The sequence below is a fragment of the Amycolatopsis sp. NPDC051102 genome (assembly GCF_040682815.1).
In the GTDB taxonomy this organism is placed as follows: Bacteria; Actinomycetota; Actinomycetes; order Mycobacteriales; family Pseudonocardiaceae; genus Amycolatopsis.
The window spans coordinates 548,340-561,955 of record NZ_JBFBBT010000004.1; the positions used below are offsets into that span (position 1 = coordinate 548,340).

The window sequence follows — 13,616 nt, forward strand, 5'->3', positions numbered from 1 at the left end:
GCGGATGGACACGCTCAACATGCGCATCGGCGGCAAGGGCGAACCGGCCGTCCTCCTCCTGCACGGTCTCGGCGCGACCGGCGCCGTCTGGAACCACTTCGCCGTCCAGTTCGACCGGCGCGTCCTGGTCCCCGACCTGCCCGGCCACGGCCCGTCCGCGCCCCTGCCGCACTACAGCTTCGCCACCCTGGCCGAGGCGGTCGCGCGGGCGCTGCCGGACGGCGGGCCGCTGGTCGTCGCCGGTCACTCACTCGGCGGAGTGCTCGCCCTGGAACTGGCGTCCGATCGCTACGACGTCGAGGTCGCCGGCGTGCTCGCGCTCGGCGTGAAGATCGAGTGGAGCCAGGACGACCTGAACCGCGCGGCGTCGTTCGCGGCCCGGCCGCCGCGGGTGTTCGAGACGCTGGAGGACGCCGAACAGGCGTACCTGAAGGTGTCCGGGTTGCTCGGCATCGCGCCCACCGACCCGGCGGGGCTCCGCGAGATCGAGGGAGGTTGGCGTCTCGCGATGGACCCGGCCGCGTTCGGCCTCGGCGCGCCGGACATGCCCGCGCTGCTCGCCGGCGCGCGCTGCCCGGTCGTGCTCGCCGCGGGCGAAAACGACCCGATGTGCCCTCCGGAGCAGTTGCGGGCGCTCGATCCCGACGCCGTCACGCTCGCCGGTCTCGGGCACAACGCCCACGTCGAAGACCCGGCCGCGGTGCGCGCCCTGCTGAAGCGCTTCGGCGTCTGAAGGTCCGGGCGCAGCCGTCGTACCCCATGCGACGGCTGCTCCCTCGAACCCCTCGCCACCACCGGACACGGCACAGCCTAGGAACGCGTGGTGGACGAGCGCCTGTACCGCGGACCCGCGCCGTCGTCACCGTCGGTACCTGCGGAAACGGTTATCTTCGCCGATCGGTGGTACATCTCGGGCGGCACGATCGTGATGCTGGAGAGGTACGTTCCGCTGGGGGACGCCGGAGAGGACGCCTGTGGACGAAGGCCCGTCGTTCGCCGGGTGGCTGCGCGACCGGCGTGCGCTCGCCGGCCTCACCCAGGCCCAGCTCGCCGAGCGCGCCGGGCTGAGCCTGCGCGCGGTCCGCAACGCCGAACTCGGCAGCGTCCGGCGGCCCCGGCCGGAGACCGAACGGCGGTTGCGGGAAGCGCTGGCCGAAGCGCCGCCGGAGCCGGTGCGGATCGGCGTCCTGGGCCCGCTGACGGTGACGCGGGGCACCGAGCCGGTGGAGATCGGCGCCGAGAAGCAGCGCCTGCTGCTGGCGTTGCTGGCCCTGCAGCCGAACCGGACCGTCCGGCGCGAGGACCTCGTCGACGTCGTCTGGGACGAGCCGCCGCCGTCGTGCCTGGAGCTGCTCCACACCTACGTCGCGCGGTTGCGGCGGGCGCTGCGGCCCGCCGACCTCATCGCCACCGACAAGGGCGGCTACCGGCTCGCCGCCGGAGAACGCGAGCTCGACCTGCTGGAGTTCGAAGCGCTCCTCGGCCGCGGCGCCCACCGCGAGGCCCTCGGGCTCTGGCGCGGTCCCGCGCTCGCCGACGTCGGACGGCTCCGGCAGCACCCCACGCGGCTCGCGCTCGCGATGCGGCGCGCCAAGGCCGTGGTGGCCTACGCCGCCACCGCTGACCCCGAGGACGCGGCGGTACAGCTGCGGGTGCTGACGGCCGAGGAACCGCTGAACGAGTCCGCGCACGCCAAGCTGGTGCTGGTGCTCGCCGCGTCCGGGCGCCAGGCCGCCGCGCTCGGCGTGTACGACGAGATCCGCCGCCGGCTCGCCGGTGAACTGGGCATCGAACCCGGTCCCGAGCTGCGCGCGGCCCACCGCCAGGTGCTGCGGCAGGACTTCGCCGCCCCGGAGCCGCCGGCCCGGGTGCCGGCCCAGCTGCCCGCGGACGTCCCCGGCTTCCGCGGCCGCGCAGCCCAGCTGGCCGAGCTGGACGCGCTGCTGCGTCGCGACGAAGGCGACACAGGCGCGCGCATCGCCGTCCTTTCCGGCACCGGCGGGGTCGGGAAGACCGCGCTCGCGGTGCACTGGGCGCAGCGCTCGCCCGCGGAGTTCCCGGACGGGCAGCTCTACCTCGACCTGCACGGCTTCGGCACGGTCCGGCCGGTCGACCCGGGTGACGCGCTGTCGGGCTTCCTGCGCGCCCTCGGCGTCGACGGCGCGGACATCCCCGCCGAACCGGAGGAGCGCGCGGCGAAGTTCCGCACCGCGCTGACCGGCCGCCGGATGCTGCTGGTGCTGGACAACGCGGGGTCGGTCGGGCAGGTCCGCCCGCTGCTGCCCGGCTCGCCGTCCTGCCTGGTGCTGGTGACCAGCCGGGACGCGCTGCCCGGGCTGGTCGCTCGCCACGGCGCGCGGCGGGTGCTCGTCGACCTGCTCACCGAGGCCGAAGCCCGCGACCTGCTCCGGGCGCTGCTCGGCCGGCGCGTCGACGACGAACCCGAGGCCACCGCGGCGTTGATCGGGTACTCGGCCCGGTTGCCGCTGGCCCTGCGGCTCGTCGCGGAGCTGGCGCTGAGCCGGCCGGGGGAGCGGCTCGCCGCCCTCTCCGCCGAGCTGGCCGACGAACGGCGGCGGCTCGACCTGCTCGACGGCGGCGGCGACCCGCTGACCGCCGTCCGCGCCGTGTTTTCGTGGTCGTACCGCCACCTCGCGTCCGACGCCGCCCGCGTGTTCCGATTCTGCGGCCTGCACCCGGGCCGCGACCTGACGCCGCCCGCGATCGCCGCCCTCGCCGGCGTCCCGCTGCCGGAGGCGGAACGGCTCACCGGAACCCTCGTGCGGGCGCACCTCGTGCAGCAGACCGGCGAAGACCGCGTCCAGCTGCACGACCTGTTGCGCGTCTACGCCGCCGAGCTCGCGGCCGGCGACCCCGGCGAGAGCCGCGAAGCGCAGGAGCGGCTGTTCGACTTCTACGTCTCCTCGGCCGCGCAGGCCATGGACGTCGTCCTGCCGCAGGAACGCCACCTGCGGCCGCGGGTGCCGGAACCCGACGTCAAGGTGCTCGACGCGCAGGCGTGGCTGGAGGCCGAGCGCCGCAACCTCCTGGCCGTGGCCGCGCACGCGACCCGGCACGGCCGGCCCGGCCACCTGCGGCTGCTGTCCGGGATCCTGTGGCACTACCTCGACGTCGGCGGCTACCACGAGGAAGCGATGGTGCTGCACACGCACGCGTCGGCGCTGGCCCACCACGCCGGCGACCGGGCGGGCGAGGCCGAACCGCTGATCCTGGTCGCGGTGGGCCACTGGCGCGTCGGCCGCTCGCGGGAGGCGCTGCGGTACCTGGAGGAGGCGCTCGTGCTCGCCCGCGAGACCGGCGACCGGCGCACCGAAATCCACGCGGTCAACACGCTCGGCCTGGTCTGCCGCGCGCTGGGCCGGTTCGCCGAAGGCATCGGGTACTGCACGGAAGCACTGGCGCTGGCCCGGAAGTCCGGCGACCGCACCAGCGAGGGCCTGGTCCTGGTGGTCCTCGGCTGCACCTGCCGCGGCATCGGCCGGTACGGCGAAGCGATCGGCTACCTCGAAGAGGCCCTCGCACTCGCCCGCGACATCGCCGACCGCACCGGCGAGGGGTACGCCCTGGTCAACCTGGCCGACTCGCTGTCGGCGCTGGGCCGCCACGACGAAGCGGCCCGCGTCCTCGAAGACGGACTGGAGCACCTGCGCGCGATGGGCGTGCGAGTCAGTGAGGGGTACGCGCTCGGCATCCTCGGCGACATCGAGCACGCGCGCGGCCGGTACGCGGAAGCCGCGGCGCACCTCGAGCGGGCGCTGGAAATCGCGCAGGAGACCGGCAGCCCGACCAACCGCAGTGTCGCGCTGAAGCACCTGGGCGACGTCCGGCTCGCGCAAGGCCGTCACGCGGACGCGGCCCGGCACCTCGACGAGGCGCTGAGCCTGGCCCGCGAATGCGGTGACCGGGGTGTCGAATCCCGCGTGCTCAACAGCCTCGGCCACCTCGCCGCCGCGCGCGGCGCGTCCGCCGACGCACTCGGGTACCACCGCGAAGCCCTGGCCGTGGCGGGCAAAACGGGCTGCCGTCCCGAACAGGGCCAGGCGCACTGCGGGCTCGGCGAAGTCCACTATGGACTCGACGAGCCGGAGGTCGCGCGCGAGCACTGGGAACGCGCGCTCGCCTGCTACGCCGGGGAATGCGTGCCGGGCGCCATCCGGGTCCGGAACCACCTGACGGCCCTGGAGCGCGTCGCCGGGTAGCGGGGTTCGAGGGCGGCGAGGTCGCTTCGGACGCGTTCGGCGTCCCGGTCGACGACGGTGGTGCTGCCCGCCGGTCGCGGCCAGGTGATCATGTGTTCCTCCCGGTGGCCTTGAAGAACGCGTAGTGGAAAGTCCCGTCCGGGCCGGTGGTGCGGTGCAGGTCCGCGACCCCGCGGGCCCAGCCGTCCGCGGTGGCGAGACCGCGCGCGACGGCGGTTTCGCCGACGCCTTCGACCATCGCGGTGAAGGTGTCGCGGGTGAACCCGGTGACCAGGCCGGGCCGCGAGCTGTCGGCGTAGACGGTCCGCGGTTCGACGGTGACGTCGCCGAACCCGGCGCCGGTCAGCAGCGGGTGCAGGCGCCGCCCGATGAGCGCGTCGCCGCCGGCGTCGGCCTGCAGCCGGACCAGGCAGTCGATCGCGGCCTGGGCGTGCTCGCTGCGCGGATGGAAGAACGCCGAGCCGTGGTCGCCCTCGATGACCGTGATCGTGCCGCCCGGCCGCAGCAGCGTCTTCAGGTGGGCCACGGCTTTCTCCGGCTCCGGCAGGTGTTCCAGCACGAAGCAGACGAAGACGTGGTCGTACTCGCCGTCCAGGTCGAACAGGTCGGCCTGCCGGAAGTCGACGCCCTCGACCCGGCCTGCCGCCTGCCGCAGCGACGCTGCGGAGACGTCGACCGCGGTCAGGCGCGCGCCGGGGCTGCGGGCCACGAGGTGGACGGTCTGGGCGCCCACGCCGCAGCCGACCTCCAGCACCCGGCTCCCCGCCGGGTAGGCCGTCCCCGCGTGCAGCAGCTCGGCGAGGGTGTCGGCCTGGTCGCCGAGGCGCCGGTTCTCCGGTTCGGCGTACCCGTGCACGTAACTGGTGTCCATGCGACCAGCGTCCTGCGACAATGGCCCGATGGACAGAGCCAAAACGTCGCTCTCCGAGGGGTCCATAGGATCGGACTTCCTCCAGCTCGACGTCCGCGAGGCGCCGCCGGGCGGGCTCGCGGACTGGCTCGCCGGGCAGCTGCGCGCCGCGATCGCCGACGGCAGGCTGCCGGTCGGGGGCCGGTTGCCGGCGTCCCGGGTACTGGCCGCGGAGCTGTGTGTGTCGCGTGGCGTGGTCACCGAGGCGTACCAGCGGCTGATCGATGACGGCCACGCCGCGGGCCGCGGCCGCGCGGGAACGGTCGTGGTGGCGGCGCCGGTGCTGCCGCCGGACCCGGTGACCGCGCGGCCGTCGTCGCTGGTGATCACGCGTTCGCCCGGTCTCCAGGTGTTCGACGAGGTCCGCGCGGCCCCGGCCCGGATCGACCTGACCCCGGGTGTCCCGGATCTGACGGCGTTCCCGCGGGCGGCGTGGTTGCGTGCGGAGCGGGCGGTGCTGGACGAGCTGGAGCCGGCCCACTTCGGCTACGGCGACCCGGGCGGCGCGCCGTCGATGCGGCTGGCGGTGTCGCGCTGGCTGGCGCGCAACCGCGGGATCCGCGTCGATCCGGGGCAGATCATCGTGGTCGCCGGGGTCGCGCAGGCGCTGACGCTGCTGGGGGAGGTGCTGCGGCAGCACGGCTTGCGTTCGGTGGCCGCCGAAGACCCGGGGTCCCTCGGGGCCCGGCAGCACCTGCAGCACTGCGGCCTGGCGACCCCGCCCGTCCCGGTGGACGAGGACGGCGTGCGCGTCGCGTCTCTGCAGGCCGAGGCGGTGCTGCTGACGCCGGCCCACCAGTTCCCGACGGGCGTGGTCCTGGGCGGCGAGCGCCGCCGCGAGCTGATGAACTGGGCGGCCGCCGGCGGCATCGTCCTCGAGGACGACTACGACGCCGAGCACCGCTACGACCGCGCGCCGGTGCCCGCGGTCCGGTCGATGCTGCCCGACGTCTGCTACATGGGCAGCGTTTCGAAGCTGCTGGCCCCGGCGCTGCGCGTCGGCTGGCTGCTGGCCCCGCCCCGGTTCTTCGCCGATCTCGTGGCCGCCAAGCGGTTCGCGGACCTCGGCAACCCGGTGCTGGCCCAGCTGGTCCTGGCCCGGCTGATGGAGACCGGCGAGCTGGAGCGCCAGCTGCGGGTGGTCCGGACCCGGCACCGCCGCCGTCGCGACGCGATGATCCGCGCGGTGGCTTCCGACCTGCCCGGGGCGGTGGTCCACGGCGCGGCGGCGGGACTGCACCTGACGATCACGTTCGACGAGGACGTGGACGACGTGGCCGTGGCGGCGGCCGCGCTGGGGGAGGGCGTGAAGGTGCAGCCGTTGTCGTGGCACCGGCAGCAGCCCGGACGGCCGGGCCTGGTGCTCGGCTACGCGGCCCGGACGGCGACGGAGATCGCCGAGGGGATCGCGGTGCTGGGCCGGCTGGTAACTTCTTGAGGCCGCCGGTTACGCCACTTCCTGCTCGACTCGTTCGAAGATCTCCATGTCCGTCTGCTGCTGCCAATCCGGCAGGTCGTTCCAGTCGGCCACGTAGGCAGGCTTCGGATCGGGGATGTGCTTGAGGATCTGTCCGATCCAGCACAACGAGACGAACCGGCCTTTCTGCTCGCGAGTCAACTTCGTGGCGGCACCGTCCGTTGCCTGGATGAAGGCTGCTACCTGGTCGTAAACGGCGGCCGCACTTTGGCGTTCCCAGTCGGGCGTCTCATCCCACGGCGCGACGTAGCCGGGTTTGGGCTCGCCGGGATAGTGCTTCGTGACGCCCGCGATCCAGGCTTCGCGGAAGATGCGGCCGTGCTCTTCGGACAACGAGATCTCCTTCTTCAGGCGGGAACGGCCTTGAGCCGCGGGATTTCCTGCTCGAGGTGGCGAACGTGGGTGTCGGCCCGGAACGGGGCCAGCTGCGGGCGGAGGACGGCCAGTTTGCGGCCGACGTACCCGGCGGAACCGGTCTGGCGTGCCACGTCGAGGGCGGCACTGCCGTAGGTGACGAGCTGGTGGGTGTCGCGCCGCTGCACACCGATCGTGGCGAGGTCCGTCAGGACGCTACCCCGGCGACGTGGGGAGATGTCCTGGTAGAGAGCATCCGACAAGGTCGCTTCAGCGAGATCCGGACGGCCGAGCTCGACGTAGCAGGCTCCCTGTTCTTCGGCCAGGCGAGAACCTTCGAAGCGAAGCCATCCGCTGCTGTGCACCCGGCCATCGAGGGACAAGACCTCTTCGGCGGTGGCCAGCGCCTGCTCGCAAGCAGCCAGGTCGCCGAGACCCGCGTGAGTCTGGGCCCGGACTGCCGCTACCCAATGGCGGGTGGACAGGCCCGGGTCGCCGCGGCGGGCCAGAGCGGCGGCTCCTTCGAGCAACGGGGCGGCCTGGTCGAATTGCCGCTCGTACACCTCGATGAAGGCGTGCCGAGTCATGGCGCAGGCCCAGAGGTCGAAGGCTTCGGCTTCCTTTCCGGCGCCGGCCGCGAGGGCGTAGCACTGAGCGGCATCGGTGTACTGGTCGCTGTCGAAGAAGATTTCCCCGCACAGCTGGAACAGGTCGGCCGCTGCGATGCACAGCTGTCGCCGCACCGCCGAAGTCTGCGGCTGCCGGAGCGCTGTGGTCAGGACGCCGAGCTGTTTCCGCACCACCGGGAGCGCCAGCTGCTTGGACTTGGACCGGGAGAAAACCTGCCACAACTGCGCGTTCAGCCGGTCGTACTCGACAGCAGCGGTCAGATCCAGGCGACCGGTGGTGCCGGCGTGCTCGAGGCGTTCGAGATCCACCTGTTCCTCGAGCGGAGGCACGGCCAAGAGGGCTCCGGTCATGGAGACGAGTCGCAACAGCTCACGGCGGTTCACCTCGTCCACGCCCTTTGCACGTTCAGCGTCCGCTGCGGGCGGCCTGGGCAGCCCGGCACCGTGAGCGGACGAGGGTGCGCCAGGAACAGCGAACCACAACAACCGGGGCGGGATCCGGAGCACACGTGCCCACTGTATGAGCTTCGAGAGGTCTTGGGACGGTGCGCCGGTCTCGATGCGGCTGAGCTGCGTCTGGTTGAGGCCGACCCAGCCCGCGACGACTCCTTGTGACAGCGGCCGTCCGTGCCACGGGTTGCGGCGGTACGCGTGGATGACCCGGCCCATGTGCCGGGCGGCGAGAGCGTCCAGCAGTTCGTCGGTCTGCCAGAAACCCGGCGGCACTGCAGGGGCGCCGAGGAGGGTGTTCCTGGTCCGACGCCCGCAAGGGCCGCATGTGCCTGCGGAATTGTCCCGCGCCAGACGCGCACCACAACGGCAGTAGCGGGCGGCGCGGGAAACGGTCATCTGGTGCGGCCTCGGCGAGTGTGGTCTGACATCCGGTACGACAACGGTCACTCTATGCGCCCTACCGCCTGGTTTCCATGCGTCCGGTGCATACCCGTCACACGTTTGCCGTCATGATCGTCAGCGATACCCGGGAGCAGGGTGAACGTCAGGCACTCCGGCGACCAGCAGACCGGTCTACGGCATCCGGAAGCTGACCGGGCTCCTGCTGCTCGTCGCTTTCCGTGGTCATCCGTCCTGGCCGCCGGGGTGTGTCCACCTCATCCACGCGCACACCGAGGACCGCATGACCAGTGCAACGCTTCCAGATTCCCCGGCCTCCATCCGCGACGAACCGGCCGCCCCTTCGGCCTACGGCTACCTGCGGGTACCCGCCGACGTGCCGGACCACGAGATGCTCTGTCTCGAGCAGGCCCTGATCGCCTTCGCCGAGTCCGAGGGATGGTCCTTCGCCGGCTTCTTCTTCGAGTTCCGAAGTGGCTCCCGCGCGGGCTTCAACGAGCTCATCGCCGAACTGGTCCGCGCCGGCGCCCATCACGTAGTCGTGCCGAGTCTTCGGCACCTGGCGGCATACACCCTTCTCCAGAATGCCATGCAAGACCGCTTGGCCATCGATGCCGGAGCCGAGGTCGTCGCCATGCGGCCCGATCGGTAAAGACTCCACAAAGGACGGTCAAGCGAGTGTGATCATGCTCTCCCAGGCGTTTCGCCGCGTTGGTTGCCATACGCAAGCAAGTTGCTTAGCCTAGCTAAGGGATATGCGAGCGGAAGGTTGACACACAGTGGCGAAACGCCGGACGTATTCGATCGCGGAACTGGGACCGCGGTACAAGTGGATCGCGCTGTCCAACACGACGCTGGGCATGCTGATCGCCACGATCAACTCGTCGATCGTGCTGATCGCGCTGCCCGACATCTTCAAGGGCATCGGCATCAACCCCCTGGAACCCGCCAACACCAGCTACCTGCTGTGGATGATCATGGGCTTCCTCGTGGTCACCGCGGTGCTGGTGGTGAGCTTCGGGCGGCTCGGCGACATGTACGGCCGCGCGAGGATGTACAACCTCGGCTTCGCCGTCTTCACCGTTTCCTCCGTCATGCTGGCCGTCACCTGGTTCGACGGTGACGCGGCCGCGTTGTGGCTGATCGGCTGGCGGATCGTGCAGGGCGTCGGCGGTGCCTTCCTGATGGCGAACTCCTCGGCGATCCTCACCGACGCCTTCCCGGCCAACCAGCGCGGGCTCGCGCTCGGCATGAACGGCGTCGCGGCCATCGCGGGCTCGTTCCTCGGCCTGGTCGTCGGCGGGGTGCTCGCGCCGGTCGACTGGAACCTGATCTTCCTCGTGTCGGTGCCGTTCGGGATCATCGGCACGATCTGGGCCTACCTCAAGCTGCACGACACCGGGGTCCGCAAGCACGCGCGGATGGACTGGTGGGGCAACATCACCTTCGCGGTCGGCCTGATCGCGGTGCTGGTCGGCATCACCTACGGCATCCAGCCCTACGGGACGTCGCAGACCGGCTGGACCAGCCCGATGGTGCTGTCCTGCCTGATCGGCGGTGTCGCGGTGCTGGTCGCGTTCGTGGTCATCGAGATGAAGGTCGACAACCCGCTGTTCCGGCTGTCGCTGTTCCGGATCCGGTCGTTCACCTGGGGCAACATCGCGAACCTGACCGCGTCGCTGGGCCGCGGCGGCCTGCAGTTCATCCTGATCATCTGGCTGCAGGGCATCTGGCTGCCGCAGCACGGCTACACGTTCGAGCAGACGCCGCTGTGGGCGGGCATCTACATGCTGCCGATGACGGTCGGCTTCCTGCTGGCCGCGCCGACGTCGGGCATCCTCGCCGACCGGATCGGCAGCCGCCTGCTCGCCTCCGGCGGCCTGCTCATCACGGCGATCACGTTCCTGCTGCTGATCATCCTGCCGGTGAACTTCGACTACTGGGCGTTCGCGGCGATTCTGCTGATCAACGGCATCGGCATGGGCATGTTCTCCTCGCCCAACCGCGCCGAGGTGATGAACAGCCTGCCGGCGGACGCGCGCGGCTCCGGCGCGGGCATGATGACGACCTTCCAGAACGCGGCGATGGTCCTGTCGATCGGCTTCTTCTTCAGCTTGATCATTTCGGGCCTGTCGAGCAGCCTCCCGTCGACGATGCACGACGGCCTGATCGCCCACGGCGTCCCCGAAGCGGCGGCGGCCCAGGTGGCGAACCTCCCGGCGGTGGCGGTGCTGTTCGCGGCGTTCCTGGGCTACAACCCGATCCAGCAGCTGCTGGGCGGCCAGCTGTCGGCGCTGCCGCCGGACCAGGCGTCGTTCCTGACGGGCCGCAGCTTCTTCCCGAACCTGATTTCGGGCCCGTTCCAGTCGGGCTTGGCGGTGGCGTTCGGCTTCGCGATCGCGGTGTGCTTGATCGGCGCCGTGGCGTCGTTGCTGACGAAGGACGCACGCCCGAAGGACCGCGAGTCGGTGGGCGAGGAGCTGGCCGCGGTGGCGGGGGAGTCGAGCGGCGGGCCGAGCGAATTGGTGTCGCCGTCCAGCGAGCGCTGACGGTAGTTTCGGAAGCCGGGTGCCGTCGGGGCACCCGGCTTTTTCCGTCTGGGGGAACGGGTGGAGCGGAATCGGCTGGCCGAGTTGCTGGCGGGACGCGACGGCGTGTACGAGCTCGCCCGGGCCGCGTTGGACTCCGGGGCCGTGCTCATCGACAGTGACCGGCCGGGGCTCGCGGAGGCGTTCCGGCGGACCTTCCGCCGCCGCGAGCGGCACACGCACCGGACGGGCCAGGCATCGGCCGGGTTCGCCGACGCCGTCGCGGACTTGGAAGCTTGCCCGGAACGCGAGCTGTACCTGATCTTCGTCGACGACCGCCCGGCCGGCGGCTACTGGTTCTCGGTGTTCCTGACCTCGGACCTGCGGCGCGTGGTCACCTGCTTCGGCGTCGCGAAAGTCTAGACCGTGGCGAGCGCCGGCCCGGTCACCTCGGCGGCCGGCTCGATCTTCTTCGCCCGGCGCCGCGCGATGATCCGGCGGCCGACGTCGATCATCGGGACCTCGACCCAGCGGTAGAGCAGGTCCGCGGCCAGCAGACCGACGATCGTCACCGCGACCGCGGTGAGCGTCCGGTGCGGCGCGAACTGCGGGATGGCCCCCGCGAGCGCCAGCGCGACGACGCCCTGCATGAGGTAGAGCGAGTACGACCGCTCGCCGACGAAGCGCATCGGCCGCCGCGAGAGGACCCACGCCAGCGGGCCGCCGCCGGCGACAAGGGACGGCACGAGCAGGGCCGCCAGCAGGATGTACCCGGTGCCGGTGATCGAGCCGCCTTCGTCGTGCAGGAACCCGGCGATCTCGCCGAACTGCGTCTGCACCGCGACCAGCGCGGCGGCGACCACGAGGCCGGTGACGGGGTGGGTGAACACCCGCAGCGCGGCGAAGCCCTTGCGGTGGTGCAGCACGATCGCCAGCGTGCAGCCGATGAGGATCGGCGAGTACGCGCCTGCGTAGGGCATGAAGGGGATCAGGGCGAGCATGATGGCGACGAGGCCGACGGCGAGGCTCAGGCGCTTGACGAAGCCGAGTGCGCCGAGGCCGAAGGCGAGCAGCGGCCACACGAGGTAGAACTTCTGCTCGACGCCGAGGGTCCACGCCTGGCCGAACAGGGCCATCTGGTGGTACTCGCCGACGAAGGCGACGTTCCACGGGAGTGCCGAAACGATGCCGCTGTGCCGCAGGCCCAGCCCGCGGAAGTAGGCGAAGACGACGACCACGCCGATCACGACGTAGTAGACGGGGAGGATCCGGAACGCCCGGCGGATGTAGAACTCCGCCAGCGAGACGCGGCCGGCGCGGTCTTCCTCGCGCAGCGCCAGCGTGGTGATCAGATACCCGGAGAGCACGAAGAACAGGTGCACCCCGATCCAGCCGTTGGCCCGTTCCCAGTTGGGACCGCCGTAGTGGAAGACGACCACGAGCACGGCGGCGACGGCGCGGACGCCGTCGAGGGCCGGGAATCTTCGGGTCGCCAGGTACTCGTCGTGCGTCATCATCGCGTATCCCCCCACGAATGCTCAGCTGAGAACCCGCACACTGTAATCGGGCGATCCCGGCAATCGCTCGTCGGGGGACCTATGGGGCGATACGCACGGTTCCGGCTCGGCCGGAGCGAGCAAAGCCGACCTACCAGCCGACCGTGGCTCGCTGGATCTTCACCGGTTTCGCCGGCGCCCCGTCCAGCGGCCCGTTCGGGTCGGTCGGGATGATCCCGTCGGCGACCATCCGGTCGATGGCGGACATCCCCCGGATCACCCGTCCCATCACCGAGTAATGGGCCGGGATGTTCGCGAACGAGTGCACGATGAAGAACTCCGACCCGTTGGTCCCCGGTCCCTGGTTCCCCATGGCGATCGTCTCCCGCGGGTACGTCTCGGCTCCGGAGACCTCGTCCGGGAACTTGTACCCCGGCCCGCCCTTCTCCACCTCGTAGATGTCCCCGCACTGCAGGACACCAAGACGAGCGGAGTTGGAAAGCCGCCAGCACTGGGACCGGTCGTAGAACCGCTGCAGGACCAGCGAAACCAGGTTGTGCACCGCGCAGGGCGCAGCCCCGCCACGATCCAGCCGGACGGTCACCGGCCCGTAGTTGAACCGGAACGTCACATCGACGGTCCCGCGGGTCGACGCCAGCGGCAACGGACGCACCACCGGCCGCGCGGCGGGGTTGTCGGGGGTCGGTGTGAACGTGCACCGGACCAACGGCACCGAAGCCGACGCCGGAGCGGCAGGCACCACCAGGGCACCCAGTACGGCGAGCAGAGCCAGTCCCCAGCGCAGCTTCATGCCGGGGACGTTAGCGAAAAACCGGCTACTTGCGCCAGGCGGTGCGCTGCTTGCGGATGTCGAGCACCAGCAGCAGCATCAGGAAGAGCGACAGGCCGATGAGCCAGACGTTCTCGGTGTTGTTCTCGTGGTTGCCCTTGATCATCACCAGCAGGATGATCGCGCTGACCCAGCCGGCGATGCGGGTGGCCTTCGGGAACGAGCCGTGCCAGCCCCAGGCCGCGGACGGCTCGTCGCGCGGGTCGACCTCGGGCCGCCTCTTCTCGACCGCCTTGCCTGCCACGATGAACTCCTCAAACCCCGTGAACCTCGGACCCGCCGATGATCCCACACCTCCGG

General features: G+C 71.4%; 12 protein-coding genes. 6 read left to right on the forward strand and 6 right to left on the reverse strand.

From position 1 onward, the window contains the following. The first annotated feature begins 4 nt into the window (after window positions 1-4). Both AB0M93_RS17015 and AB0M93_RS17020 read left to right on the forward strand, forming a co-directional pair. Window positions 5-733: an alpha/beta fold hydrolase gene (locus AB0M93_RS17015; protein ID WP_364274235.1), complete on the forward strand. Its 729-nt coding sequence runs from the start codon at window positions 5-7 to the stop codon at window positions 731-733. A gap of 241 nt (window positions 734-974) precedes the next feature. Next, window positions 975-4,220: a tetratricopeptide repeat protein gene (locus AB0M93_RS17020; protein ID WP_364274238.1), complete on the forward strand. Its 3,246-nt coding sequence runs from the start codon at window positions 975-977 to the stop codon at window positions 4,218-4,220. Between the two features lie 88 nt (window positions 4,221-4,308). On the opposite strand, the gene AB0M93_RS17025 is transcribed toward AB0M93_RS17020, so the two are convergent. Further along, a complete protein-coding gene (locus AB0M93_RS17025) occupies window positions 4,309-5,091 on the reverse strand; it encodes an L-histidine N(alpha)-methyltransferase (protein WP_364274241.1) in 783 nt (260 codons plus the stop codon). 28 nt (window positions 5,092-5,119) lie between these two features. Between AB0M93_RS17025 and AB0M93_RS17030 the strand changes: the two genes are divergently transcribed. After that, on the forward strand, window positions 5,120-6,568 hold the full coding sequence (locus tag AB0M93_RS17030; protein ID WP_364274244.1) for a PLP-dependent aminotransferase family protein: 1,449 nt from the start codon (window positions 5,120-5,122) through the stop codon (window positions 6,566-6,568). Window positions 6,569-6,577: 9 nt separating this feature from the next. Here the strand turns inward: AB0M93_RS17030 and AB0M93_RS17035 are convergent, their stop codons facing one another. Together AB0M93_RS17035 and AB0M93_RS17040 are read right to left on the reverse strand one after the other, a co-directional pair. Next, complete coding sequence (locus AB0M93_RS17035) at window positions 6,578-6,940, reverse strand: hypothetical protein (RefSeq protein WP_364274247.1); 363 nt, start codon at window positions 6,938-6,940, stop codon at window positions 6,578-6,580. Between the two features lie 14 nt (window positions 6,941-6,954). Further along, window positions 6,955-7,983: a transcriptional regulator gene (locus AB0M93_RS17040; RefSeq protein ID WP_364274250.1), complete on the reverse strand. Its 1,029-nt coding sequence runs from the start codon at window positions 7,981-7,983 to the stop codon at window positions 6,955-6,957. A gap of 742 nt (window positions 7,984-8,725) precedes the next feature. Between AB0M93_RS17040 and AB0M93_RS17045 the strand changes: the two genes are divergently transcribed. The 3 genes from AB0M93_RS17045 (at window position 8,726) to AB0M93_RS17055 (ending at window position 11,393) form a co-directional block, all read left to right on the forward strand. Next, window positions 8,726-9,094, forward strand: coding sequence for a hypothetical protein (locus AB0M93_RS17045; RefSeq protein ID WP_364274253.1), 369 nt, complete (start codon window positions 8,726-8,728; stop codon window positions 9,092-9,094). A 127-nt stretch (window positions 9,095-9,221) separates the two neighbouring features. Beyond that, the gene (locus AB0M93_RS17050; RefSeq protein ID WP_364274256.1) at window positions 9,222-10,991 is read left to right on the forward strand and encodes an MFS transporter; all 1,770 of its coding nucleotides are present in this window, start codon (window positions 9,222-9,224) and stop codon (window positions 10,989-10,991) included. A 60-nt stretch (window positions 10,992-11,051) separates the two neighbouring features. After that, window positions 11,052-11,393, forward strand: coding sequence for a hypothetical protein (locus tag AB0M93_RS17055; protein WP_364274259.1), 342 nt, complete (start codon window positions 11,052-11,054; stop codon window positions 11,391-11,393). Here AB0M93_RS17055 and AB0M93_RS17060 read toward each other — a convergent pair. The 3 genes from AB0M93_RS17060 to AB0M93_RS17070 all read right to left on the reverse strand — a co-directional run bounded on the left by AB0M93_RS17060 (window position 11,390) and on the right by AB0M93_RS17070 (window position 13,560). Then, window positions 11,390-12,487: an acyltransferase gene (locus AB0M93_RS17060; protein WP_364274262.1), complete on the reverse strand. Its 1,098-nt coding sequence runs from the start codon at window positions 12,485-12,487 to the stop codon at window positions 11,390-11,392. The genes AB0M93_RS17055 and AB0M93_RS17060 overlap by 4 nt on opposite strands. Before the next feature lie 130 nt (window positions 12,488-12,617). After that, complete coding sequence (locus AB0M93_RS17065; RefSeq protein WP_364274265.1) at window positions 12,618-13,277, reverse strand: peptidylprolyl isomerase; 660 nt, start codon at window positions 13,275-13,277, stop codon at window positions 12,618-12,620. Between the two features lie 25 nt (window positions 13,278-13,302). After that, window positions 13,303-13,560 carry a DUF2631 domain-containing protein gene (locus AB0M93_RS17070; RefSeq protein WP_364274268.1) on the reverse strand — a complete coding sequence of 86 codons (258 nt, stop codon included), beginning with the start codon at window positions 13,558-13,560 and terminating at the stop codon, window positions 13,303-13,305. Between the last annotated feature and the right edge of the window lie 56 nt (window positions 13,561-13,616).

Coding starts and splice junctions, on each gene's coding strand:
- AB0M93_RS17015 (WP_364274235.1), top strand. CDS start 5: ATGGACACGCTCAACATGCGCATCGGCGGCAAGGGCGAACCGGCCGTC.
- AB0M93_RS17025 (WP_364274241.1), bottom strand. CDS start 5,091: ATGGACACCAGTTACGTGCACGGGTACGCCGAACCGGAGAACCGGCGC.
- AB0M93_RS17030 (WP_364274244.1), top strand. CDS start 5,120: ATGGACAGAGCCAAAACGTCGCTCTCCGAGGGGTCCATAGGATCGGAC.
- AB0M93_RS17045 (WP_364274253.1), top strand. CDS start 8,726: ATGACCAGTGCAACGCTTCCAGATTCCCCGGCCTCCATCCGCGACGAA.
- AB0M93_RS17060 (WP_364274262.1), bottom strand. CDS start 12,487: ATGATGACGCACGACGAGTACCTGGCGACCCGAAGATTCCCGGCCCTC.
- AB0M93_RS17065 (WP_364274265.1), bottom strand. CDS start 13,277: ATGAAGCTGCGCTGGGGACTGGCTCTGCTCGCCGTACTGGGTGCCCTG.